The sequence below is a fragment of the Aestuariimicrobium sp. T2.26MG-19.2B genome, assembly GCF_950101875.1.
Classification (GTDB): Bacteria; Actinomycetota; Actinomycetes; order Propionibacteriales; family Propionibacteriaceae; genus Aestuariimicrobium; species Aestuariimicrobium kwangyangense.
The window spans coordinates 411,555-435,332 of sequence record NZ_CATNLW010000001.1; the positions used below are offsets into that span (position 1 = coordinate 411,555).

Consider the following 23,778-nt stretch of genomic DNA (forward strand, 5'->3'; position numbering starts at 1 on the left):
ATCCCCCCATGACGTCCTCGACGACCTCGCCCATGGGGTTCATGCAGACAGACTGGCCGCGAGCATCGTGCCAAGCGCGTCAGGCACCAATGATGCGCGCAGGACGCTAGAACGTTGTGCCTGAGCTCCATCGCATTCCATGACCGACGCACATCAAGCTCGATCGTCACGACTTCGCGTGCGAATGCCGAGGCCAGCACGGGATCAGGTCACACCGGCGCATCGACGCAGTCTCGGTGGGCGTGGAGGACGAAGGCCTACCAGACGAGTCGATCGATGTGGTTGTGACCGAAGAGAAGGCGCGAGATGCGGGCACCTGCCGCTTGACGCATGTCGAGCTGCGGGTGATGGGCGTACAGGGCCAGTTCCATGTACATGTCGTAGAAGTCCAGCCGTTCTCGGAGCCGGTCGCGTTCGAACAGCTCTGGATAGGCATGGCGCAGCCATCCCGGGACCTCGGCCAGAGTGCTCGGATCGAGGCCTCGTAGGAGAGGCGTGGGCGGGAACTCTTCCGCTCTCGCGCACCAGCGCAGGATGGTGTCCAGCTCGGCATCCGCCGGCTGGGACAACGCTTCCGCGAAGTCGACAAGGCCAGTGACTCGCCCGTCTTCGACCATCACGTTGGATCCGTGGAGATCCCCATGGACGAGGACGTGTTCATCGGCGCGGAACAGCGCGAGCCGCTCCTGGATCCATGCAGCGACATCTGCGAGCAGTCGCATGTCGTGACCGGGCCGGTGCCGTGCAGCCTCAACCTGCTGGAGTGCCGCATCCACGACAGGCGGGTGGAACGCGGGCCATGGCTTGCCAGCGAGCGCGTCCCCGAGCCAAGGAGGCAGCAGATCAGCCGGGACAGGAACGCGGTGGAGGGCCTGCAATGCGGCACCGAGGCTCTCGATCATGGACCGGCGGGTGCCCGGGTCGGCCGATGGCCAGACGTCGTGCAGGGTTCGACCCGGCAGCCGTTCGGAGATGTACCACGGGCCGTCAGGGCCGTGGCCATGGGCGATGTGACGGGCGTGGGGGACCTGACTGCCTTCGAGCGTCCCGACGACAGCCGCCTCGTGGTCGTACGCATCGCGGAAGCGTCCCTCGCTCAGCCGCACCACGTACTCGTCGCCAATCCAGGCCTGACTCACCCAGCCGGCCTTCGCAACGAAGTGTCCTTCCAACGGCAGACCCGCGGCCGCGAGGACCCTGCGTAGTGCCGGATCATCGGACGACTCATTCACTGGGGATGCCGACCGATCACGCACGACACAAGCCTTGCACGTGTCCGATCCCGGGAGGCATGGTCCAGGGCCGCCACCACCTCCGCAGTGCGACGTTCCTGCGAAGCGGTCTGACGGACGATCCTTCGGGACCAGTGGGATGCGTCCTGCGGCCCGCCGTCACACGTTGAAGCGGAACTCCACCACATAACGCTTCCGATAGACATTTCCGCACGCCAGATGACCCATGGACAGAGAGTCACCGACCGCTAGCCTTGCTGACAATCTCACCAGCGGGAGGCAATACCGATGAACCACTACGGCGTGAGGTCGCTCACTCGCTTCGAGAGCGACAACGGGTCATACGTGTACGAGGAGCGAGTCACCCTCTGGCGAGCCGAGAGTCACCGAGACGCGATCGCCAAGTGTGAATCGGCAAGCCGCGAATATGCCGATGAGCTGCACGGCACCGACTGCGACCTCTACCAGTCATACGAGATGACCGGCCCGTTTCCCAATCGGATGCAGGGCGCTGAGGTGTTCTCTCTCATGCGCGACAGCCCACTCGGGATCGATGACTACGTCCACGCGTTCTTCGATCAGGGAGACGAGCATCAAGCCACGGTCGTCTATGTCGGCGCAGATTCAAAGCACTGCGCGCTCTAGGGGATTGCGACTCATGCAGCCACCCTGGAGCTAACATGCAGGCTCCGGCATCGACAGTGACCGCCACGGAGACTGTGGCGAGTGCGTCTATGAGATTGAGCATGGGGAACGATCGGTTGAACGCCCGCCCTGCCGCAGAGTCGTACCAGTCCCGCAGCCCAGCTAGGCGGAAAGGCTGGACTCCTACACGTTGAAGCGGAACTCCACCATGTTCCGTGATGCATAGACATCTCGGAGCGTGCGACCCGCTAGAATTCTAGCGGCTGGATGTGAGGGTCAGGGCCCGGCGGCGGGCCCCACCCGTTCTGCTCATGGATGTTCTTCACCCGTGTCTCTGCGATCTCACGCAGCTTCGCCAGCGTCGCCTCATCGTGACCAATCGACCTTAACTTCCTCAAGTTCTGGCTGAGCACCGTTGCCCATGTCTTCAGTGGGCGGAGCCTTTCGAGGTACTGGTCAATGTCGTCGTCCGGCTTGGCCGTCTCCATGACCAATCGTGCGTTCGTGGCGCCCAGCAGCCGCTCGGCTTCCAACCACTGGCTCAGACCCTCCCAGTCCGCCAGGTCGTCGGCTAGCTCGATCATGGCGATCCTCAGATTGGTCATGCGATCGCCCAGCGGTTCCCGGAGCGGGTCAAAGCCGAGGAGCCGCTGCACTGCTTCCTGCAGCGCTGACCAATGACCGGAGGCGGTGGCCTTCTGCGCCTCCGCCTTCGCCTCTCTAGAGCGCTTGTCTGACAGGTAGGTGCCAATGCCAGCCACAAGCAGCGAGAGCACCGAAATCACGATTGCGGCGATGTCCATACCGGATCTTTGCACTGCTGTGGATCATGGGTGAATCAGATTCGCAAACGTTCCCCCGCGAAGTACGATTCGGGGGTGAACAGTGAAGTCAGAGCGGCAATGTACCTGCGCGTGTCCCTGGACGCGACGGGGGAACAGTTGGCCGTCTCCAGGCAGCGTGAGGACTGCTTGGGGATCATCCGGCACAAGGGGTGGGGCCTTGCGCAGGAGTACGTGGACAACTCCATCTCGGCCAGCGACGCGAAGAAGGCTAGGCCCGCCTACGAGCAGATGGCACGCGACTACGAGGCCGGTGCCTTCGACGCCCTGGTCTGCTGGGACCTCGACCGCCTCACCCGACAGCCGCGCCAGCTCGAGGACTGGATCGACCGGGCCGAGAAGCGCGGTCTCCTCCTGGTGACCGCCAATGGCGAGGCGGACCTCTCCACCGACGGCGGGCGCATGTTCGCGCGAATCAAGGCTGCGGTGGCCCGTGCGGAGGTCGAGAGGAAGGGTGCCAGGCAGCGGCGCGCCCTTCGCCAGCGTGCCGAGATGGGACGCCCGGCCCTGGGGACGCGCCTCACGGGGTACTTCAAGGACGGAAGCGTCAACCAGCCCGAGGCTGACCTGGTTAGGCACATCTTCGAGTGGTTCGCCAATGGCCAGTCGCTCTACGCGATTGCACGCCGCGTCCAAGAGTCGGGAATCTCCACGAGGCGTGGGGATCGTTGGCACCAGTCCACGATCCGGGAGATGCTGACGAACGCCCGCTACGCCGGGATTCAGGTCTACCGCGGCGAGGAAATCGGGGACGGCAACTGGCCGGCGATCGTGGACAAGGACACCTTCCGCTTGGTCAATGCCAAGCTGTCCGACCCCGCACGCAAGACCGCCTTCGGCACCGCCAGGAAGTACCTGGGCTCCGGGATCTTCCGGTGCGGCACCTGCGGGCTGCCGCTGAGGTCGAGCTCCAGCCAGCGCTACACGTGCCGGGACAGGTGCCTCTCCAGGTCGATGGAGCAGGTGGACGAGCACGTCTGCGCCCTCGTCGAGGGATGGCTGTCCGAAGCAGCCACCGTGGGCTCCTGGAGACCCTCTGGGACTCCCCGGACGTCTCCCCTAGTGGCTAGGCAGGAGAGGCTCATCCGGAGGCTCCAGACGACCTCCGAGGACTACGACCAGGGATTGATCGACGGGGCCCGGTTCAAGGCTGCGACCGACCGCATCAAGGACGAGCTGAGCACCGTCTCCAGGGAGCTCGCCAAGCAGTCGGGACGGCCAGCCCTCGCCTCGATGATGCGCGCCCCCGACCCCGCCGCCACCTTCCGAGCCGCTGACCTGGACACGCGACGGGCGGTCGTGGATGCCCTGGTCACGGTCGAGCTGCTGCCCGCGCCCAGGGGGAGCCGCATGTATAACCCGGAACTTGTCCGAATCACCTGGAAGTGACCGAGTACCGGCACTCGGGCGGAAGTCGAGTGCCCCGCAAACGCCAAGGGTGTGTTTTGCCGAGCGATGAGGCGCTAATGTTTTCCTCAGAACAACGGTGGTCCGGTGAGTCGCCCTGGCAACAGGTCGATGGACGGGGGCGGTGCAGATCATCAACCCCTACCCGCCGCGCTTTGCGCGGTGTGAGCTGGCATCAATCACGGAGCAGTTCTGGAGGGCGCGCCTAGTCGGCAATGCGCCGGGTTTCCAGGTCTGGTCCGCCCGGAGGCAAAGTAGGGCTTCGAGCCCGAAGTGAGTGCTCCTCCAGTGAGCGTGTGATTGCGGATCCACCTCTTGCACAGACAAGAGGTCTTCGCCATGCCCTGGGTTACCACCTTTGGCCGCCAGCCCGCGGCCGACCGTATCTTCAAGAAGCAGCAGGTTGCCGCGCAGGTGGGCATCCCCTACCGACGGCTCTCCAACATCCTCACCGGCTCGTCATGGGGCTCCCCCGGCGACCTCCAGCGCATCGCTGACTGGATCGGTGCTCCGGTCGAGAAGCTCTTCACCGAGGAACTCCGCAACGCCCCGCGCCCCACCAAGGGACAGCGCCCCAACGACGAGGCGGTGGCGAAGTGAACGCGCTCACCCGTGCCTCCGTCAAGCGGACCTTGGCGCAGAAGCCACCCATCACGCCCGAGCGCGTCGAGAAGATCCGTCGCATCCTCGAGGGGGCGCGGCGTGCTTGATCCTCTGACCCCCCACCCGATGGTTACTTGGCGCCTCCACGACATGCTGGCTGACCTCCGCACCGAGACCGAGCAGAAGCCATTCGGGTACACGTGCCCCCACCTCGACAGGGGCGACGCCCAGCTCATGCCCGCTTGGCAGCCGGGGCAGTTCCTCTGCCGGGCCTGCCTGCTGGACGACGTGCAAGGGGCTGCATTGACCTGCTTCCGCTGCCCGCACGAGGACTCAGTCGCCAGCGAGGCACTGAGCTTCATCCAGGCATGGCCTGACCTGCCCTTCATCGCCGTCGTGGCCCCACTCTGCGAAGAATGCCGTCACGCCGAGGGCCTGGAGTGCCTCTGCCCGAAGGACCAGGAGGGGGACGATGACTGACCAGGAAATGGAAAGCCGCCCCGCGCCCAACGAGGCGGCCCATTCCAGCCGTGAGCAAGGAGAAGCTCAGAATCATTCTGTCGCGCTCTGGCTCTTCCCGGTCGGGGCAAATAAGGCGCCGATCCTCAGGGGCAATGGGCACCACGACGCCAGCAATGACCCCGAGCAGTGGGCCAAGTGGACCGCTGAACCTGGCTTCTGCTGGTTCGGGATCAACCTGGAGAAGTCGCGTCTCGCCGTGCTGGACCCTGACGTCAAGCGGGGCAAGGACGGCTGGAAGTCCCTGGAGGAGCTCCAGGCTGACCAGCAGCTCCAGCTCCCCGAGACCTTCCAGGTCGAGACGCCGAGCGGCGGAGGACACCTGTTCTTCCGCCTGCCCGAGTCGCCTTTCGGGGAAGACGTGGACGACCTGCGAGTCAGGCTCACCAATGGCCAGCTCGGCACCGCTCTGGACTACCTGGCCAGCGGGTACGTGGTGCTCTACGACTTCGACCGGCTGCGGGATGCCTTGTCCTCCAACACGGTCGCGGTCCTGCCGGCCTGGGTGCGTGGGCTTGTTCGATCCGTCTCCAAGAAGGCCCGTGGCCTCAAGGACGAGCACGGGCAAGCCAAGCTCGACCTGATGCTCCGGGAGGGCTTCCAGGAAGGCGAGCGGGACGCTGGCATCACCAAGCTCGCAGGGTTCGTGAAGGCAACCACCGGGTCGGGCGAGATGGCTCTGCTCGCAGCCCGCGAGGCGAACCGCAACAGCCCTGCCCCGCTGGACGAGGCGCAGGTCGAGAAGTGCGTGAGCTCGGTGTTCTCCTACGGGGACGCGGTCGACCCGCTGGACATCCCGGCGTGGCTGCCCAACCAGCAGGCCGAGGTGCTCCGGGAGGTCGAGGACCCCGCCGTTATGGCAGCGGTCAAGAAGCGCCTGGTGGACGATCGTGCCCGGCAGCTGCACAAGCAGATGACCGAGCCCCCGATGCCGTCCTTCGAGCTCATGAGCCTCGGCGACCTGATCGCCACCGCTGAGCCGACCAGGTACCGGATCGACGGCCTCCAGCCGCTGGACTCCAGCATCGTCCTGGTAGCGCCCCGCAAGACGGGCAAGTCCACCCTCGCCCTCAACTGGTGCCGCGCGCTGCTGACTGGGGAGCCCTTCCTCGGCCAGTTCGAGGTCAAGCCCATCGACGGCTCGATCGCCTATCTCAACTTCGAGGTGTCGGGCAACCAGTTCGCCCGCTGGGCCGCAGAGCACCACCTGGACCGCGAGCGCATGACCGTGGTCAACCTCCGCGGGCGGCGCAACCCCTTCAACCACGAAGAGGACATGGGACAGCTGGCGGCGATGCTCAAGGTGCGGGGAACCAAGGCCCTGGTGGTCGATCCGTTCGCCAACGTCTTCACCGGCTCGGACCAGAACAGCAACAGCGAGGTCTCGACCTTCCTGCTGAAGCTGGGCCGCTGGACCAGGGCAGAGGTGGGCGCCACCGAGCTGCTCCTGCCGGTGCACGCAGGATGGGCGGGTGAGCGGTCGCGTGGCGCATCGGCCCTGGAGGACTGGCCGGACGCGATCTGGAACCTCACCAAGGACGATGCCGGCCAGAGGTTCTTCAAGGCGAACGGCCGAGACGTGGACGTTGCGGAGGACGCCCTCGGGTACGACCACACCACGCGCTCGCTGTCCCTGACCGGCGGTGGCAACCGCCAGAAGGTGGCGCAGAGCCAGAAGACCACCGCACTGCTCTTCGGCCACATCTTCCCCCTGCTCGAGGAGGGCTTCGCGTTCGACAGCGTCAGGGCCCTGGAAAAGGAGCTGAAGGAGCGCGGGGTCACCTTCTCGAGCGGTGATGTCGGCAAGGCACTGCTGCAGGGCGAGCGCTCCGGGGCACTGGTCAAGGGGCCCACGAAGAAGGGCAACGGCAAGGCCTACACCCTCGCCTCGCAGTCAGGTTCTCCTGAGGTTTTCCTGGAGCTCCAAGAGGGGAAAACCTCATGAGGGGCCTCTGGTTCTCCCAAACTGAAACGCCTAGCCAGGAGAGGTTTTCCTGGTTCTCCCGAGGTTCTCCTGAGGTTTTCCCGGGCCTCCGCCCCTCTGGTTCTCCCGACCCCTTTAGGGGGAGGGAGAACCAGGAGAACCAAAAGCCAGCCCCCCGACGCCCCACACCGCCCACGAGAAGGACACCCTCATGACCGCTCACGCCCAAGCTCTCGTCTCCACCGGTCCGGACAACCTCATGCACTGCCAGCAGGGCGGGAACACCCTCGCGCACCTGCTGAAGATCAACCGCCCGACCGTGGAGGCCGTCCGGTGACCGGGCCACAAGCCAAGGGCGGTTGGCCGGGGATCCACGCGGCGAGCCCCGCCTGGCGCGCACTGATCGAGGCGTCGGAAGGCCTGGACCTGCGGTGCTCCGGGGCCGAGGCCTGGACCAGCGACAACCGCAACTGGCGCTGGGCCGCGGCACTGGCCTGCGGGGGGTGCCCGGTCAAGAGCCTCTGCGCAGCCGCCGGGAGCGCGGGAAGGCACCACTACGTGTGGGGAGGGGTGGACCGGGGGGTCCCAGGACCCAGAGCCACGACCCAACCGGTGCCCCGGACGCTCCCCAGGAGCTCCACGTCGCGATCTGGGCTCCCCGTGCCCCAAACCCTAGGTCTTCTCAGGGCCCCTGACCCCGGGGAGTCCCAGGAGCAAAACCGGACCACCCACGAAGGAGACCCCCGATGACGACTCGACACGGCAAGCCGTCCACCGCCCGACCGAAGAGCGACCCGGCGGATTCCGCCGACAGCAGGTCGACGCGCCACAGTGGCGCGCGGCTGCTCCCACCACGACCACCGACGGCCGTCCGGCCGTCGGGACAGCAGTACCGACCAGGAGGTTTCCTCATGACCAGTCCCAGTTTCATCGTCGGCACGGTGCACCACGAGCCGTGGCGCACCCTGCTCGAGGAAGCAGGGCCCAGCGCCCTGGCTCAGCAGTACGCGGCACTCGACCCGTTGGTTGCCGCGTTCGAGGCAGCGCTCAGGGGCGGCGGCAGAGTGCCCTCTCCCTTCGCACCTCGGGCGACCGCCCTGAAGAAGAAGGCCCCGGCGGACGACGACGAGGTGCTCTACAACCTCGCCTGGCCCACTGCGGGAGCCGGAGCGGCCCCCGCGCAGAAGTCCACCCCCTACGCAGACAAGCTCTTCGAGCTCGCCTGGCCCACCTCTACCAGCAAGGGAGCATGACCATGCCCAACTACCTGCCCAAGATCGACCGCGGTGCGGCGATCACCCGCACTGCCTCGGCAGACGTGACCGGAGGTCGTGTCGTCGAGGTGACCACCTCGAAGGCGGTGGCCATGGCCGGCGCCGACTCCGCCAAGGTGCTGGGCGTCGCCCTGCACGACGCCAAGTCCGGCGAGGCGGTGACCGTGTCCCTGGACGGGGTCCAGCGCCCCGTCGCCTCGGGCGCGATCACTGCCGGTGCCAAGGTCTACACCGCCGCCGGCGGGGCCGTCTCGGCCACCGGAACCACCAACCCGATTGGCATCGCCCTGGAGACCGTCGCTGACGGTGCCCAGGTCGACGTTCAGATGAACCGGTGAGGGGCGCAGACATGGACCAGCACAACAGCCCCGACACCGTGACCGTCTACCGGGTCAGCGGCACCGTCGTCGTCGCAGAACGGGCCGTCACCCACTCCGACCACCCGGGGGTCACCTCCGAGCAGGCCTCCTACTGGCAGGGCGACTTCCTGCCCGACGACCCCGCGCAGTTCCCCCCCGACCGCCTCGACCAGCTCGTGAAGGACGGACAGGTCGTCGCATACCACATCTCCCGGAAGGACGTATGACCATGACCGTTCCCACCTCAGGCCCCCAGCGCCTGCTCGAACTGCGCACCCTGGCCCAGCACTTGGAGGGGATGCGGATCAAGCTGCCGCACCTCGACAAGCTGAAGATGGTCGAGGGCTGGCAGGCCACCTCGATGGAACCGCCTCTGCCCGACAACATCCTGTCGGCGTCACCGGCCCGGATCCGCCGGTTCGCCACGGAGTTCCTCGCGTACCACGGCAGCTCCAGCGAGGGAGGGGCACTGCACTGGGAGCTGCAGAAGGTGCTCATCGGTGCAGCCACCGCCGACCTCGTTGCCCTGATCAGGGCCGACGCCGACCAGGTGATCGACCAGCTGAGGCCCGCCTTCGACGAGGCCGCCGGGAAGGCGCGGGAGGTGATCGGCTTGGGCGTCCCGCCGGAGGCCACGGCGGAGACCTTCCTGGACCTGCCGGTGGAGGCCCGCGATGCCTGGAAGGAGTTCCGCGACAAGCACGGCGCCACGCTTGACCGTGTGCTCCAGATCCGCGAGCTGCTCTCGACGGCCCTCGACCTCCCCCCGGCGGTGATCGACGGCTACGGCAACGTGGACACCCCTGCGATCAACTGGGGCGTGACCGTCACCGACCCGCCTCGGGCACTCCCCAAGGCGACCCACGGGGCGGGGCACGTCCGCTGGTTGCAGGTGGCCAACGACCTGCACCTGAACCGGGTGGACGAGGTCAGCCACACGGACTACATCCGGGCCGCCGGTGACACCCACGTCGACGACGCGATCGCCATCGCCCGGGGACGGTTCGGGGCAGCCTGACCAACGAGCCGGCGTCAACACTCCACCCCCCGCGTCGGACCGGGCAAGGGTGAGTGAAGGCCGGGGAGTGCCCCTCTCTGTGCACTGAGACCCGGCCTGCGCCTCGTGGCCCGTCACCATGTTTCATGGTGGCGGGCCACACCCATTTCTGCGGCGGAGGGCCCGATCCAGCCGGCGACCACATCTCATTCGTGAGATACGACCACATCTCATACGTGAGATAGGGGGTCCCGGGGGCCCAGGGGAGGGATCACGGACGCTGCCGCGCAGCGTCCGCCCCCTTGACGTCCAGTTTTCTGGCGGTCGTCCCCTGGACTCCCCGTGCGCCCCGGCCCTGGCGCTAGGCAGGGGTTGACCTCAGGAGGTCACACGGACGAACCTGGAGCCCCCAGGGACGCTCCGGGGCCTTCACGCGCCCCTCACGAGTCCGTGTAGACGACCCTCACGACGTCTTCGGGCAGGGCGACGCACGGCCGCTCCACCGTGAACTCACCGCGGCCGACACTCGGCTCCCGCCTCAGGTCACTGTCGCTGCACCCGAGTGTGCTCCCGTCGCTGCTCACCAGGGTCACCACGACGTCGTGCAGGGCGAAGCCGTGAGTGCCGCCGTTCGTACTCGTCGCGGTCAGGGTCACGGACACCTGGTGTGAGGTGTGCCCGAAGGTGGTGGTCGTGGTGAGCACTGCTCCGGCACCGGGCACGACACGCACCAGGCCAGAGGTGCTCTTGTCGATGACCGAGGGGACGGTACGGGTCACGACCAGGGGGCTGCTGCCGGCACCTGGCTCGGCCGCCTTCTTCCTCGCGCTGCTACTGCTGCAACTCACGGCCACGACGATCACCACCACGATCAGGGCGATGAAGCCGAGGCACCCGCACCCTGAGCGGGAGGAGGACCCGGAGGGCGGCGAGGACGAGTCCGGCGGAGGCGCGGACTGGCGGTTCTTCCCACCCCCGCCCGAGGACGTCCAGCCCACGCCGGTTCCAGGCACGCTGGCCGACGTGGTGGTGCGCCCGGTGGTCGAGGCGGTGATGCGCCCACCCCTGCCACCGAGGCTGACCGATCCCGACTTCTTGCCCACCGTGGCGCGCACGCCAGGAGCGATCTTGAAGCTCTTCCTGAACCGGATCCCCATGGGGACATGCTCGCACCGGGCAGGTGCACCTCGGCCGGGAGGATGCCGGAAGACGGAAGAAGGCCGCCGCGGCTCTACCAGCCACGACGGCCCTTCTCCCAGGAGGCCCCACAGAAGACCTGGGGCAATCGTGTCGCGCCCAGGGACGGAAGGAAAGCCCCCGGCGCCGCCAGAGCGGCCCGGGGGCGGCATTCAGTCAGCCCTTCTGCGCCGCGATCCAGGCGGCCACCTGCTCGCGGGTCTCCTCGGACCCGCGCTTGGAGGCGGTGAACAGCTCCTCCAGGAAGCCCAGCACCTCGGGGGTGAGACGCTTCGGGTTGGGGGTGAGGTTCTTCGCCTTCGAGGCCCTGGAGGCCGCTGCAGCGCATGCCCTGCAGTACTTGCGGCCAGAGGCGGTCACTGTCCAGAAGGCGTCGCGGGGGTGCCCGTTCACGCAGGTCGTGGGGGCGGCGGTCTCAGTGGTCTCGGTCTTGCGGGCCATGGTGTTTCTCCTTGTCAGGGGTGGTTACTTGCTTACAAGGAAGAACATTGCCGCGCCCTGGCGCCGTCGCGAGCCCCCTCTGGGCTACGACTTGGCAACAGCCTCAACGGCGCTTCCGGCGCAGGTAGGCCCTCGCCATGGCGTGGATGTGTTCGTACTCCTCGGCCATCTCCTCCATGAACTGAGGAGTCTCAAATTCATGCTCGTTCCTCTTCAGGGGTCTCCCGGCTTGGCGCTGGGCCTGCAACTCCAACTCCTTCTGGAACTCACCCTCATCCACCAGGAGCGAGAGCTCGAGAGCTGCCTTGTGCAGCGCTTCGAAACTGAGGTAGACCCGCTCCGCCTCCGAGAGGAAGCGGCGCCCCGGGGACAGCATCGGGTTGTCCAGCTCCTCCCAAGCCCCGAGGTCTAGGCCCCCCTCGACGAGGGACTGAATCGTCCGCATGAACACGATCTGGTCACGGAGGGCACCGAGGTAGTCCATGATCTTGGTCCTCACGAGGTCCCCATGGGCCAGTGCATCGCGCCTGCGTTCAGCGCGTCGTTGCTCACTCTGCCCGACCCAGACACCCAGGACGGTGAACCCGCCGGATGCCAGCCAGGGGACCGCACCCCGTAACCATTCCCACATGGGCCACAGACTAGTGCCGAGGGCCGACAAGCCCCCGAAGGCACCGGATGCCCGGTGCCTTCGGAGGCCGCGCCGGGGTCAGAGCGCCGCCGTGTTCAGCCGGTCCCACTGGGCCACCTCTGCCTCGTAGGCGGTCAGCCGCTTCAGGAAGTACTCGGACGGGTTCTCGCCGCGGTCGATGAAGTCCCTAAGGGTGTTCGCGAGCAGGAAGTAATCCTGGTCGCGACCGCCAAGGATGACCTCCTCAAGCTTCTTGCTGGCCTTCTTCATCTGCTTGGACTTGGGCATGTCGTGCTCCTTCTGTAGGTGGCCCCGCCCTGTCGCGAGGGTGCCACCAGAGTCAGCGACCGACGCACCCAATACCTAGCCGAGATGTCTATCCGTGACGGAACTCCACCACGTCGCCATCCTGCATGACGTAGTCCTTGCCCTCGAGCCGCATCTTCCCAGCGGCCTTCGCGGCCTGCTCCGACCCCGCGGCCATCAGGTCCTCGAAGCTGACCACCTGCGCCTTGATGAAGCCCTTCTCGAAGTCGGTGTGGATGACACCCGCCGCCTGAGGAGCCGTCCACCCGCGGTGGATCGTCCATGCCCGGGCCTCCTTGGGACCGGCCGTGAGGTAACTCTGCAGCCCCAGGGTCTCGTAACCGACGCGAGCGAGCATGTCGAGGCCCGGCTCGTCCACCCCCATGTCGGAGAGAAACTCGCGCACCTCGTCGGGTTCCATGTCGACCATCTCCGACTCGATCTTGGCGTCGAGGAAGATGGCTTCGGCCGGGGCAACGATCTCGCGCATGCGCCGCTTGAGGTCCTCGTCGCCCAGTTCGTCCGAATCGCAGTTGAAGACGTAGAGGAAGGGCTTCGCAGTCAGCAGGAACAGGTCGCGCAGCGGTTCCAGGTCGAGCCCGGCCGCGTACACACCAACCCCGGCGTTGAGCGAGTCCATCGCCTGCTGCCACGCGGCGAGCTTGGGCTGGGACTCCTTCTTGATCCGCGCCTCCTTCTCGAGCCGCGGCATGGCCTTCTCGAGGGTCTGCAGGTCGGCGAGGATCAGTTCGGTGGTCACCGTCTCGATGTCACTGCTCGGGTTGACCGCCCCGTCCACGTGCGTGACGTCGGCGTCACGGAACACGCGGGTGACCTGGCAGATGGCGTCGGCCTCGCGAATGTTGGCCAGGAAAGCGTTGCCCATCCCCTCGCCCTGCGAGGCGCCCTTCACGATTCCGGCGATGTCGACGAAGCTGACGGTCGCGGGCAGGATCTGCGCCGAGTGGAACATCTTCGCCAGGTCGGCCAGCCGCGAGTCCGGAACGCCCACCACCCCGACGTTGGGCTCGATCGTGGCGAACGGGTAGTTCGCGGCGAGCACGTTGTTGCGGGTGAGCGCATTGAAGAGGGTGGACTTGCCCGCGTTGGGGAGCCCGACGATGCCGATGGTGAGTGCCACGTCGGGCAATCCTACCGGCCCACACCCTCACGAGGCGCCGGCCCCGCTGGCCACCCGTATACCAGCGGTATGCAACACGCGCTGATCAGGTCAGATGTCATGACCCGAACCGCTGCCATACTCATCACGTCCGTCCGGGCATTGATCATTTCAGGAGCTTCCATGTCCCAGAATTACGTTCCCCAGCAGCAGGCCTACGGCACCACCGCCGAGCACCCCAAGGCCCAGAGCGTCTTCATCCTCGGCATCGTCGGCATCTTCGTCGGCATCTGCTCGTGGATCGCCTGGTACCAGGGTGGCCAGGCCAAGAAGGAGATCGCCGCGGGCGCTCCCTACGCGTTCGATGGCAACCTGAAGACCGGCTACCTGCTCGGCAAGATCTTCGGCATCATCTACATCGTGGGTATCGCGCTGTACATCGTGATCGCCATCATCGCCGTCGCGGGCGCTGCCTCGCAGGGCTGATCGGCTCGTCCGGCGTTGACGAAACGCCGAACGCAGACATCAGGAGCCGTCGTCCCACTTGGGACGACGGCTCCTCTGCATGGTGCCCGCCTCAGGCGCCGGCCCAGTAGGCCTCAAGTGCCCGGGAGAGGTACCACGGGTCGTCCACCCCGCACAGTTCACGGGCCGAGTGCATCGACAGCAGCGGAATGCCCACGTCGACCACGGTGATGCCGAGCCGCGTCGCCGTGAGCGGCCCGATGGTCGAACCGCACGGCACCGCATTGTTCGACACGAAGTCCTGGGTGGGCACCTCGGCCGCCTCGCACGCCCGCTTCCACAGCGCGGCTCCCACCGCATCGGTGGCGTAGCGCTGGTTCGCGTTGATCTTCAGCAGCGGGCCACGATTCACCACCGGCCGATTGCCGGGGTCGTGCATGTGGGCATAGTTGGGGTGCACCGCGTGACCGGCGTCAGACGAGATGCACGTCGACCGCGCCAACATCGCCCGGAACCCGTCTCCGGTGATGTCGTGCCCGGCGGCCACCCTCGTGAGCACGTCCTCGAGGATCGGACCGCAGGCGCCCGAACGGGTCGAGGAACCCACCTCCTCATGGTCGAACGCCGCCAGCACGGCGATGTCGTCGCCCAAGGCAGCGTCCTTGAGTGCCACCAGGCTGGCGTGGACCGACGACAGGTTGTCCATCCGTCCCGCCGCGAAGAACTGCTCGTGTGCCCCCAACAGGCCGGGACGCTCGGTGGCGTAGGTCAGCACCTCGCAGAACGCGAGTTCGTCGGGGTCGATGCCTGCCTGCTCGCACAGCATCGTCTGCAGGTCGGTGTCGCTGTCGACGGCCCAGACCGGGTGCAGGTGTTGCTGCTTGTCCAGGTGCAGGTTGTCGTTGACACTGCGGTCGAGGTGGGGGGCCAACTGCGGGATGCGGAGCCACGCCCCCGTGCGCACGAGGTGGGTCTGGCCGTCGAAGGTGGTCAGCCGCCCGGCCAGGCCCAGGTCGCGGTCGAGCCAGGAGTTGAGCAGCGGACCGCCGAAGACCTCGACGCCGGCCTGCTGCCACCCGTGGGTGGACGAGGTGGGGTGCGGCTTCAGTTTGAACCCGGGCGAGTCCGTGTGGGAACCCACGATCCTGAACCCGGTGAGCTGGTTGACGGTGTCCGGCACCAACCACGCGATCACGGCACCGTCCCGGACGATGAACTGCCCGCCGCGGGCCCGCTGCCAGGGCTGTCGTTCGTCCAGTCGGGTGAAACCCGCCGCTTCGAGCTGTCGGGCCACCTCCGCCGCCGCGTGGTAGCTCGACGGGGACGACTCGATGAACGCCTGGAAGTCCGACAGGTGCTCGCGCGCAGAACTGTGCATGACGGCCAGTCAACCATGGCCCGAAGGGGCTGAATCCCGCTCCCCCGGAGTGGGCGGAAGGAATTGTCGGAGCTGGTTGGCAGAGTGTCAGGCATGAGTGCTTCCCACGTCGTGCTGTTGGTCGTCGGCCTGCTGGTCGGCGTCGTCGTCGGGGCCGTCGCCGCCTGGCAGATCGTTGCGTCACGACTCGCCCGCAAGGCCGCGGACGAACGAACCGGCGAGGCACAGCGACAGGCCGAACTCGACCGCGCACGCAGCGAGGCCGAGCGGGCCAAGGCCGAGGCCTCACAGGCACGACTGGAGGCCTCCGAGGCGAGGGCTCGCGCGGCAGAGGGCGGCACCCGTGATGCCGAGCTGAGGGCGCAGCTGTCGGACGCGCACACCGACCGGGCCGAGGCTGTGGCCGAGCGCGAGCGGATCGGTGGCGAACTCGCCTCCGCGATCGCCCAGCGCGACAGTGCGTTGGCCCAACTCGACGCCTTCAAGGCCGACGGTGAGCGCATGCAACAGACCTTCGAACTGCTGGCTGCGAAGGCCCTCGAGGCGCAGGGCGCCAAGGCCGATGCCGTCGCCAGCGATCGACTCAAGGCCACCCAGGAGGTCATGGCCCCCGTCACCGACCTGCTTAAGGACCTGCAGGGCCGCATCGCCGAGGTCGAGAAGGAGCGGGCAGCCGTCCAGGCGGAGATGCGCGCCCACGTGCAGCAGGTGGCCCGCACCGGTGAAGACCTGCGCCGCGAGACGAACGCGCTGTCGACGGCGCTGCGCACCCCTCAGACCCGCGGGCTGTGGGGTGAGGCCCAGCTGAAGAGGGTGGCCGAGTCGGCGGGCATGCTGGCCCACTGTGATTTCGAGCTCCAGGCCACCACCGTCAACTCCGACGACAACACCATCCGACCCGACATGAAGGTGCACTTCGGCGAGGGAAAGTTCGTCTGGGTCGACTCGAAGGTGCCGATGGTCGCCTTCCTCGATGCCCAGAAGGCCACCGACGAAGCGGAGCGCCAGCGTCATCTCAAGACCTTCGCGAAGAACGTCCGCACCCACGTCGACCAGCTCTCGGGCAAGCACTACTGGACCTCCGACGCCGGCACCCCCGAGTTCGTGGTGCTGTTCGTGCCCTCCGATGCCCTGTTCGCCGAGGCCCTGACGCAGAGCCCCGACCTGCACGACTACGCGAGCAAGCGCAACGTCGTCCTGACCAGCCCGTCGTCGCTGATCGCCACCCTGCGCACCATGGCCTTCTCGTGGAAGCAGGCCAAGTTGGCCGAGAGTGCTGCCGAGGTGTTCCAGCTCGGACGTGAACTGCACTCCCGGCTGGCCACCATGGGCGCCAACTTCGACAAGCTCGGGCGCCAGCTCAACTCATCGGTGAAGGCCTACAACGAGACCGTCGGCTCCCTCGAAGGGCGGGTGTTCCCGCAGGCCCGCAAGCTCGCCGACCTCGACGTCACCCACCAGGAACTGGCCGTCCTCAAGGAGGTGGAGCTCAGCCCGCGCCAGCTGACCGCACCCGAACTGGTCGACAGCGCCGAGCAGGTGGCGCAGCTGGCGGGTCGCGAACGGCGACTCGAGGGCGGCCGCCTCGAAACGGGACGACGGGACACGACCAGCCAGTCCAACCATGGCGGCCACTCCGAGGACCAGGACGACCTGTTCGAGCGCTCCGATCCCTCAACCGATGCGTTGGTCGAGTCGACCCAGCCGCGGATGATCGAACTGCGCCGCCGCGAACCCAGCTGAACCCAGCAGGATCGGCCCAGCACGATCGGCCCAGCACGATCGGCCCAGCGGTACTCGACCCCGGCGTGACGCGGAGCAGCACGGGGGCCATGATGGAGCCGTGACTTCCGAGGACGTGACCCTGGCCCGGCTGGCCGAGCAGATCGAGGCAGCACAGGAATGCCTGCGGGGGGTCACCCTGCTCACCCCGCTGCAGCCCAATGAGCGTCTCAGCGCCCAGGCCGGCGCCACCGTGCTGCTCAAGCGGGAAGACCTGCAACCGGTCCGTAGCTACAAGCTGCGCGGTGCCTACAACCTGATCAGCCAACTCACCGCCGAGGAACGCGCCCACGGGGTCGTGTGCGCCTCCGCCGGCAACCACGGCCAAGGCGTCGCGTGGAGCTGCGCCGAACTCGGCATCGATGCCCGCATCTTCGTCCCTGGCACCACCCCTCGGCAGAAACGCGACCGGATGTGGGAACTCGGACGAGGTCGGGTCACCCTGGTGGTCGGCGGCGAGACCTACGACGAGGCCGCCATGGCCTCCCGTGCGCATGCCCGAGAGACCGGCGCCATCCCCGTTCCCGCGTTCAACGATCCCCGCACCATCGCTGGTCAGGGCACTGTCGGGCCAGAGATCGTCGAGCAGCTGGGCGATGCCCCCGACGTGCTGCTCGTCCCGGTCGGAGGCGGCGGTATGCTCTCGGGCTGTCTGGCCTGGTTCCGCACCCACCACCCCAGGACCCGCGTCGTGGGTGTCGAACCTGCAGGCGCCGCCTGCATGTCGGCGGCGCTGGCCGCAGGTCGTCCGGTCACCCTCGCCCACATCGACACGTTCGCGGACGGTGCCGCGGTCTCCCGGGCCGGAGAGCTCACCCACCGGCTGGTCGCCGAGGGCAAGTCCGAGCTGGTGGTCGTGCCCGAAGGGCAGATCTGCTCCGAGATGCTCGACCTGTACCAGTCCGACGGCATCATCGCCGAGCCGGCCGGGGCACTCGCATCGTCCGCCATCAAGACCCACGCACGCGACGCCGACTTCACCATCGAACCGGGCTCGACCGTCGTGGCGATCCTGTCAGGCGGCAACAACGACGTGTCCCGCTACGCCGAGATCGTCGAACGATCGCTCATCCACGAGGGACGCAAGCACTACTTCCTGGTGCAGTTCCCGCAAGAACCCGGAGCCCTACGGCGGTTCCTCGACGAGGTGCTGGGCCCCGAGGACGACATCGCCCACTTCGAATACGTGAAGCGCTCGAACCGCGATGTCGGGCCGGCGTTGGTCGGCATCGAGCTGGGTGACCCGTACAGCTACCCGGTGCTGATCGAGCGGCTCAATCGCGGTCCCGTCGAGTATGAGGTCGTGCCGCCGGACTCAGCCCTGCACCGCTACCTCATCTGAGGCCGCGGCCGATCCCGGAGCCCGTCGGCCGACGGGCCACCGGGAGCCGTGAGGCTCAGTGCCGAATGGCGTGCTTGGGCAGGTCCTTGCGCAGTTCGGGGGGCAGAGCGAACACCAGGCTCTCCTCGGTGAGTCGCTCCTCGGTGGCCTTGGGGAAGCCCTGGCCCTCTAGGAACTGCAGCACTCCTTCGACCAGCTCATCGGGCACCGAGGCGCCCGAGGTCACGCCCACCGATGTCACGCCTTCGAGCCATGCGGGGTCAACCTCGGAGGCGTTGTCGACGCGGTGGGCGGCCTTGGCCCCCGCCTCGAGGGCGACCTCGACCAGGCGCACCGAGTTGGACGAGTTGCGCGACCCGACCACGATCACCAGATCGGAGTGGCCGGCGATCTGCTTGATGGCGGCCTGTCGGTTCGAGGTGGCGTAACAGATGTCATCGGACGGAGGGTCGATCAGGTTCGGGTACTTCTCGCGCAGCTTGTGCACGGTGGCCAGGGTCTCGTCGACCGACAGGGTGGTCTGCGAGAGCCACGCCACCTTCGAGGGGTCCTTCACCTCGACGTCGGCGACGTCGTCGGGCGACTGCACCAAGGTGATGTGCTCGGGGGCCTCCCCGGTGGTGCCCTCGACCTCCTCGTGGCCCGCGTGCCCGATCAGCAGGATCTCGACGTCCTGCTTGGCGAACCGCTTGGCCTCGTGGTGCACCTTGGTGACCAGCGGGCAGGTCGCGTCGATGGTCTTGAGGTGGCGCTGCCCAGCCTCGGCGTGCACGGCGGGCGAGACCCCATGGGCCGAGAACACGACGGTGGCGCCCTCGGGCACCTCACTCAGTTCCTCGACGAAGATGGCGCCACGCTCCGAGAGGTTCTCGACCACGTGCTTGTTGTGCACGATCTGTTTGCGCACGTAGACGGGTGCCCCGTAGGTCTCGAGCGCCTTCTCAACGGTGATCACGGCCCGGTCGACACCCGCGCAGTAACCGCGGGGGGCAGCCACGACGACCCGCTTGGGTCGCGGGGTGGCAGGTGCTTCAGGGGTCGTGGCAGGGCTGGTGGAAGTCTGCTCGGTCATGGCTCGAGTCTACGTGTGGATTTGTCGGGGCCCACCCCTAGGCTGGCTGACGTGCCACTCCCCAGTTCGCCCGAGCAGCCCCAGCCCTTGGGCCGGGTGATCGCTGCCGCTGCCGAGTGGGTCAACCGCCTCGGGGAGATCTGGGTCGAGGCGGAGGTCGTGCAGATCAAGCGCTACCAGGGCGCGACCCAGTTCCTGACATTGCGCGACAAGAACGGGTCGGTGACCGCCGACGGCACCTGCTCCCGACTGGTGCTCGACCAGGTGGGGCCGCTCACCGACGGCACGACGGTGGCGGCCAGGGTGAAGCCACGGATGTGGCCCAAGAGCGCCAAGTTCAGCCTCGAGGTGCTCGAACTACGGGTCGTGGGGGTCGGACGACTCCTGGCCCAACTCGAGCAGTTGAAGGCGAAGTTGCGGGCCGAGGGTCTGTTCGAGTCACACCACAAGCGCCGCCTGCCGTTCCTTCCGCGCGCCATCGGGCTGGTCACCGGCGAGGGCTCGGCCGCAGAACGGGACGTGCTCGCCACCATCGCGGCCCGCTGGCCCGACGCGCACGTCGAGGTGCGCCACAGCCTCGTCCAAGGGCCCGATGCCGCTGGCCAGGTGATGCAACGACTGGCTGAACTGGATCGACATCCCGGCGTCGACGTCATCATCATCGCCAGGGGTGGGGGCTCACTCGAAGACCTGCTCCCCTTCTCGGACGAAGGCCTCGTCCGCGCCGTGGCCGCATGCCGAACCCCCGTGATCTCAGCCATCGGTCACGAACCGGACACCCCGATCGTCGACCTCGTCGCCGACTTCCGCGCCGCCACCCCGACCGCCGCCGCCAAGGCCGTGGTGCCGGACGTCTCGGAGCAACGCCAGGCAGTGACTGCCGACCTGGCGCGGCTGAGGCAGTCATTGCTGCTCAGACTCGGGCGAGCGGAGGCTGACCTGGACTCGCTCACCACCCGCCCGGTGATGCGCGACCCCATCGCCAGCTTCGCCGTGCACGTCGACCAGTTGGCTCAGTGGCGGCGACGACTCACCACCACCATCGGGCGTGCGCTCGCCGACGAGTCACGCACCGTCGACCACCAACTGCAGCGGGTGCGGTCGATGTCGCCCAAGGCGACCCTCGAGCGTGGCTACGCCATCCTCGTGGACGGCGAGGACCGATCGATCACCTCAGTCCACGACATCGACGAGGGCGACGACCTGTTGGCCTATGTGGCCGACGGCACCCTCATCCTCGAAGCGCGCGGCGTGCACGAGGGGCGCGTACCGAATCAGGCACGGGAGGGGTCGTCCGGACCCCTGGAGAGAGAGGCCGACCATGGCTGACAGGCAGACGCCCCCTGGAGGGGCCAGCGACGAGCAACTCAGCTACGAGGAGGCGCGCGCACAACTCTCCGACATCGTGCGGCAACTCGAGTCGGGGGGCGCCTCCCTGAACGACTCAATGAAGCTGTGGGAGCGCGGTGAGGAACTCGCGGCCATCTGTCAGCGCTGGCTCGACGGTGCCAAGGCCAAGGTGCAGGCATCCCGTGCGGCCGCCGAGGGTCGGGGCGAGTCCTCCGACTGACGAGTCCCCCGACGGACGAGTCCCCCGGCTGACGAGTCCCCCCGCTGACGAGTCCTCAGGCCGGGATTCAGCCAGCCACGAGTAGGCCGGCGAAGGACGCCAGCGCCTCGGCGCTGGTGTCTCCCTGCACGAGCACGAGCGAGTCCGTCCGCTCCCCCAGCAGGTAGACGGTGCGCCCGTCCGCGGAGGTGTACTGCTTCCAGACAGCGTCGCCCACCTTCTGTGCTCCCGACTCGTACCCGTCGCGGGTCTGCTGGCTGATGAACCGTCTGGGATCGGCGGCCGAGACCTGCATCAGCTGCAGGTTGACGTTGTCGGCGTCGAGCAACACCAGCCGGAACTCGTCACCGCCGGACGACCCCTGCCCCCACGGCTCGAATTGGGCCTGGGTGGCGCGCCAGCCCTCCGGCAGCTTCTGGGGCGCGAGCACGTGGAAGTCTGCCTTGGCCCGCGCTTGGGCGACGGTGGCCTGCCAGTCGGCACTCGGCAGCGGGGGCTCATCGGGGGTGCGCTGGAAGAACCACACGATCAGCAGCACGGGGACCATCAGCACCGCCATGGTCAGCACCATGTCGCGGGCGCCGGCCTTCGGGTTTCGTCCACTCACGCTGCCAGTCTTCCAGCCACGGCCCAGCCCTCCCAATCTGGGCAGCGCTGCGGATCCAGTGGTCCCCAGCCCGAAGGGGCGCGCGAACCGTCAGTCCCATCCCAGGTCGTGCAGCCGGCGGTCGTCGATGCCGAAGAAATGCGCGATCTCGTGCACGACGGTCACCGTGATCTCGTCCACCAACTCCTCGGTGCTCTCGCACATCCGCTGCAGCGGACCACGGAAGATGACGATGCGGTCGGGCAGGACCCCGGAGTACTGGGTGTCGCGCTCAGTGAGCGGGGTGCCGTCGTAATAGCCCAGCAGGTCAGGGTCGTCGGCATCCGGTTCGTCCTCAACCAACACCACGCAGTTGTCGAGCAGGTCGAGCAGCGCCGAGGGAACCTCCTCGAGCGCGCGCTCCACGGCTGCGTCGAACTCCTCGGCACTGACCGTTGTCGGCATGCCAGCCAGCCTAGCCACGGTCGCTCCGCACCCTCCCCCGCGCCCATGCTTCCCCTTGTGGGGTGCCGAAGACGCGAGACGCTCAGCGAGCCGGCCTCAGAGCGCGTCCTCCAACATCTCGGTCACCAGGGCCGCGATGGGCGAGCGCTCCGACCGGGTCAGCGTGACGTGGGCGAACAGCGGGTTCCCCTTCAGCTTCTCGACGACAGCGGCGACCCCGTCGTGACGCCCCACCCGCAGGTTGTCGCGCTGCGCCACATCGTGAGTCAGGACGACCCGGGAGTTCGTCCCCAGTCGGCTGAGCACGGTGAGCAGGACGTTGCGCTCCAGCGACTGCGCCTCGTCCACGATCACGAAGGCGTCGTGCAGCGACCGCCCACGGATGTGGGTCAGCGGCAGCACCTCGAGCATGTTCTGCGCCATGATCTCGTCGATCACGAACTTGTTGGCATGCGCCGAGAGGGTGTCGTAGACGGCCTGCCCCCACGGTGCCATCTTCTCGTTCTCGTTCCCCGGCAGGTAGCCGAGATCCTGCCCGCCGACGGCGTAGAGCGGACGAAAGACCATCACCTTCGAGTACTGGCGGCGCTCCATCACCAGTTCCAGGCCGGCGCACAGGGCCAGTGCCGACTTGCCGGTGCCCGCTCGTCCACCGAGTGACACGATGCCGACGGTGTCGTCGAGCAGGATGTCGAGCGCCACCCGCTGTTCGGCCGAGCGTCCGTGCAGACCGAAGGCCTCTCGGTCAGACTTCACCAGTCGCAACTCCCCGGCGGCGTCACGGCGCGCCAAGGCGGTTCCCGAGGGCGAGTGCACCACCACACCGGTGTGCACCGGCAGGGCGTCGGCCTCCTGGCACTCGGCCACCCCGGTGGCGTAGAGGTCGTCGACCACCTGGTTGCCGACCTCGAGGGTCGCCATACCGGTCCATCCGGTCTCGACAGCCAGCTCGGCGCGGTACTCCTGCGCCGCAAGACCCACAGCCGAGGCCTTCACCCGCATCGGCAGGTCCTTCGACACCAGCACCACGTCATGGCCCTCGTGCTGGAAGTTGAGGGCAACCGCCAGGATGCGTGTGTCGTTGTCGCCCAGCTGGAAACCGAAAGGCAACCGGCTCTGGTCGGTGTGGTTGAGCTCAACGTGCAGCAGGCCCCCCTGGTCGTTGACCGGCACCGGCAGGTCAAGGCGTCCATGGCGGATGCGCAGGTCATCGAGCAGGCGCAGGGCCGAGCGGGCGAAGAAGCCCAGTTCGGGGTGGTGGCGCTTGCCCTCGAGCTCGGTGATCACCACGATCGGCAACACGATGGAGTGCTCGGCGAAGCGCAGCAGGGCGCGCGGATCGCTGAGCAGCACCGAGGTGTCGAGGACGTAGGTCAGGGTGCGCTGCTGGGTGCCGACCATCGGGGCGGGAGCCGGGGCCCCGCTCGAGTGGGTGATCTGATCGGTGGGGCTGTTGAGCACGGTAATCCTTCCCAGAGCACCTGGTGCCGGACGCCGAGCAGACGACTGGCACCCAGTGCCCATGGCACTGGTGGGCGCGTCGTGCGGGTCACACGCCGCGGTCTGACAACATGCCCGAAGCCACCGGGGGAAGGCGCCCGATCGCTGGATGGATCACTCC

The 23,778-nt window shown here is 67.5% G+C and carries 27 protein-coding genes; 15 read left to right on the plus strand and 12 right to left on the minus strand.

Translation table 11 applies throughout. The features are described from left to right. Positions 1-257: 257 nt before the first annotated feature. Positions 258-1,256 carry a phosphotransferase family protein gene (locus QQZ11_RS01885; RefSeq protein WP_284548375.1) on the minus strand — a complete coding sequence of 333 codons (999 nt, stop codon included), beginning with the start codon at positions 1,254-1,256 and terminating at the stop codon, positions 258-260. Between the two features lie 264 nt (positions 1,257-1,520). On the opposite strand from QQZ11_RS01885, the gene QQZ11_RS01890 reads away from it, so the two are divergent. Then, the gene (locus tag QQZ11_RS01890) at positions 1,521-1,877 is read left to right on the plus strand and encodes a hypothetical protein (protein ID WP_284548376.1); all 357 of its coding nucleotides are present in this window, start codon (positions 1,521-1,523) and stop codon (positions 1,875-1,877) included. A gap of 248 nt (positions 1,878-2,125) precedes the next feature. On the opposite strand, the gene QQZ11_RS01895 is transcribed toward QQZ11_RS01890, so the two are convergent. Further along, complete coding sequence (locus QQZ11_RS01895) at positions 2,126-2,680, minus strand: hypothetical protein (RefSeq protein WP_284548377.1); 555 nt, start codon at positions 2,678-2,680, stop codon at positions 2,126-2,128. A gap of 75 nt (positions 2,681-2,755) precedes the next feature. Between QQZ11_RS01895 and QQZ11_RS01900 the strand changes: the two genes are divergently transcribed. The 9 genes from QQZ11_RS01900 to QQZ11_RS01940 all read left to right on the plus strand — a co-directional run bounded on the left by QQZ11_RS01900 (position 2,756) and on the right by QQZ11_RS01940 (position 9,823). Then, on the plus strand, positions 2,756-4,108 hold the full coding sequence (locus tag QQZ11_RS01900) for a recombinase family protein (RefSeq protein WP_284548379.1): 1,353 nt from the start codon (positions 2,756-2,758) through the stop codon (positions 4,106-4,108). Positions 4,109-4,465: 357 nt separating this feature from the next. Continuing rightward, positions 4,466-4,726 carry a helix-turn-helix domain-containing protein gene (locus QQZ11_RS01905; protein WP_284548380.1) on the plus strand — a complete coding sequence of 87 codons (261 nt, stop codon included), beginning with the start codon at positions 4,466-4,468 and terminating at the stop codon, positions 4,724-4,726. Positions 4,727-4,828: 102 nt separating this feature from the next. Further along, the gene (locus tag QQZ11_RS01910; protein WP_284548381.1) at positions 4,829-5,209 is read left to right on the plus strand and encodes a hypothetical protein; all 381 of its coding nucleotides are present in this window, start codon (positions 4,829-4,831) and stop codon (positions 5,207-5,209) included. Continuing rightward, a complete protein-coding gene (locus tag QQZ11_RS01915) occupies positions 5,202-7,193 on the plus strand; it encodes an AAA family ATPase (protein ID WP_284548382.1) in 1,992 nt (663 codons plus the stop codon). The genes QQZ11_RS01910 and QQZ11_RS01915 overlap by 8 nt, the downstream gene beginning before the upstream one ends. A gap of 190 nt (positions 7,194-7,383) precedes the next feature. Continuing rightward, positions 7,384-7,509 carry a hypothetical protein gene (locus QQZ11_RS01920; RefSeq protein ID WP_284548383.1) on the plus strand — a complete coding sequence of 42 codons (126 nt, stop codon included), beginning with the start codon at positions 7,384-7,386 and terminating at the stop codon, positions 7,507-7,509. A 574-nt stretch (positions 7,510-8,083) separates the two neighbouring features. After that, positions 8,084-8,425 (plus strand): hypothetical protein, encoded by a 342-nt coding sequence (locus QQZ11_RS01925; RefSeq protein ID WP_284548385.1) that lies wholly within the window; start codon positions 8,084-8,086, stop codon positions 8,423-8,425. Further along, positions 8,422-8,784 (plus strand): DUF2190 family protein, encoded by a 363-nt coding sequence (locus QQZ11_RS01930; protein WP_284548386.1) that lies wholly within the window; start codon positions 8,422-8,424, stop codon positions 8,782-8,784. The genes QQZ11_RS01925 and QQZ11_RS01930 overlap by 4 nt, the downstream gene beginning before the upstream one ends. Before the next feature lie 11 nt (positions 8,785-8,795). Next, entirely contained in the window at positions 8,796-9,032 is a 237-nt protein-coding gene (locus QQZ11_RS01935) for a hypothetical protein (RefSeq protein ID WP_284548388.1), read from the plus strand. 2 nt (positions 9,033-9,034) lie between these two features. Next, the gene (locus QQZ11_RS01940) at positions 9,035-9,823 is read left to right on the plus strand and encodes a hypothetical protein (protein ID WP_284548389.1); all 789 of its coding nucleotides are present in this window, start codon (positions 9,035-9,037) and stop codon (positions 9,821-9,823) included. A gap of 419 nt (positions 9,824-10,242) precedes the next feature. On the opposite strand, the gene QQZ11_RS01945 is transcribed toward QQZ11_RS01940, so the two are convergent. The 5 genes from QQZ11_RS01945 to ychF form a co-directional block, all read right to left on the minus strand. After that, positions 10,243-10,959 carry a DUF4236 domain-containing protein gene (locus tag QQZ11_RS01945; protein WP_284548390.1) on the minus strand — a complete coding sequence of 239 codons (717 nt, stop codon included), beginning with the start codon at positions 10,957-10,959 and terminating at the stop codon, positions 10,243-10,245. A 196-nt stretch (positions 10,960-11,155) separates the two neighbouring features. Continuing rightward, positions 11,156-11,440: a hypothetical protein gene (locus QQZ11_RS01950; protein WP_284548391.1), complete on the minus strand. Its 285-nt coding sequence runs from the start codon at positions 11,438-11,440 to the stop codon at positions 11,156-11,158. Between the two features lie 103 nt (positions 11,441-11,543). Then, on the minus strand, positions 11,544-11,939 hold the full coding sequence (locus QQZ11_RS01955; RefSeq protein ID WP_284548393.1) for a hypothetical protein: 396 nt from the start codon (positions 11,937-11,939) through the stop codon (positions 11,544-11,546). A 210-nt stretch (positions 11,940-12,149) separates the two neighbouring features. Further along, positions 12,150-12,359 (minus strand): hypothetical protein, encoded by a 210-nt coding sequence (locus QQZ11_RS01960; RefSeq protein ID WP_284548394.1) that lies wholly within the window; start codon positions 12,357-12,359, stop codon positions 12,150-12,152. Positions 12,360-12,447: 88 nt separating this feature from the next. After that, positions 12,448-13,518, minus strand: a complete 1,071-nt coding sequence (ychF, locus tag QQZ11_RS01965) for a redox-regulated ATPase YchF (RefSeq protein WP_284548395.1) — start codon at positions 13,516-13,518, stop codon at positions 12,448-12,450. A gap of 162 nt (positions 13,519-13,680) precedes the next feature. Between ychF and QQZ11_RS01970 the strand changes: the two genes are divergently transcribed. Then, the gene (locus QQZ11_RS01970; RefSeq protein ID WP_284548396.1) at positions 13,681-13,983 is read left to right on the plus strand and encodes a hypothetical protein; all 303 of its coding nucleotides are present in this window, start codon (positions 13,681-13,683) and stop codon (positions 13,981-13,983) included. A gap of 91 nt (positions 13,984-14,074) precedes the next feature. Here the strand turns inward: QQZ11_RS01970 and QQZ11_RS01975 are convergent, their stop codons facing one another. Next, on the minus strand, positions 14,075-15,340 hold the full coding sequence (locus QQZ11_RS01975) for a M18 family aminopeptidase (RefSeq protein WP_284548397.1): 1,266 nt from the start codon (positions 15,338-15,340) through the stop codon (positions 14,075-14,077). 93 nt (positions 15,341-15,433) lie between these two features. Here QQZ11_RS01975 and rmuC point away from each other — a divergent pair, with 93 nt between their 5' ends. Together rmuC and ilvA are read left to right on the plus strand one after the other, a co-directional pair. Then, entirely contained in the window at positions 15,434-17,083 is a 1,650-nt protein-coding gene (gene rmuC, locus QQZ11_RS01980) for a DNA recombination protein RmuC (RefSeq protein ID WP_284548399.1), read from the plus strand. A gap of 100 nt (positions 17,084-17,183) precedes the next feature. After that, complete coding sequence (gene ilvA, locus QQZ11_RS01985) at positions 17,184-18,464, plus strand: threonine ammonia-lyase IlvA (RefSeq protein ID WP_284548401.1); 1,281 nt, start codon at positions 17,184-17,186, stop codon at positions 18,462-18,464. A 55-nt stretch (positions 18,465-18,519) separates the two neighbouring features. Here the strand turns inward: ilvA and QQZ11_RS01990 are convergent, their stop codons facing one another. After that, on the minus strand, positions 18,520-19,536 hold the full coding sequence (locus QQZ11_RS01990; protein WP_284548403.1) for a 4-hydroxy-3-methylbut-2-enyl diphosphate reductase: 1,017 nt from the start codon (positions 19,534-19,536) through the stop codon (positions 18,520-18,522). A 51-nt stretch (positions 19,537-19,587) separates the two neighbouring features. Here QQZ11_RS01990 and xseA point away from each other — a divergent pair, with 51 nt between their 5' ends. Together xseA and QQZ11_RS02000 are read left to right on the plus strand one after the other, a co-directional pair. Beyond that, on the plus strand, positions 19,588-20,865 hold the full coding sequence (gene xseA, locus QQZ11_RS01995) for an exodeoxyribonuclease VII large subunit (RefSeq protein WP_284548405.1): 1,278 nt from the start codon (positions 19,588-19,590) through the stop codon (positions 20,863-20,865). Continuing rightward, on the plus strand, positions 20,858-21,106 hold the full coding sequence (locus QQZ11_RS02000) for an exodeoxyribonuclease VII small subunit (RefSeq protein ID WP_022909551.1): 249 nt from the start codon (positions 20,858-20,860) through the stop codon (positions 21,104-21,106). Before xseA ends, QQZ11_RS02000 begins: the two co-directional genes overlap by 8 nt. 67 nt (positions 21,107-21,173) lie before the next feature. On the opposite strand, the gene QQZ11_RS02005 is transcribed toward QQZ11_RS02000, so the two are convergent. From QQZ11_RS02005 to QQZ11_RS02015, 3 genes are all read right to left on the minus strand, one after another. Then, positions 21,174-21,713, minus strand: a complete 540-nt coding sequence (locus tag QQZ11_RS02005; protein ID WP_051139631.1) for a DUF4245 domain-containing protein — start codon at positions 21,711-21,713, stop codon at positions 21,174-21,176. A gap of 90 nt (positions 21,714-21,803) precedes the next feature. Beyond that, positions 21,804-22,157 carry a metallopeptidase family protein gene (locus tag QQZ11_RS02010; RefSeq protein WP_022909549.1) on the minus strand — a complete coding sequence of 118 codons (354 nt, stop codon included), beginning with the start codon at positions 22,155-22,157 and terminating at the stop codon, positions 21,804-21,806. 96 nt (positions 22,158-22,253) lie between these two features. Next, entirely contained in the window at positions 22,254-23,558 is a 1,305-nt protein-coding gene (locus QQZ11_RS02015; RefSeq protein ID WP_026377778.1) for a PhoH family protein, read from the minus strand. Positions 23,559-23,778: the final 220 nt, after the last annotated feature.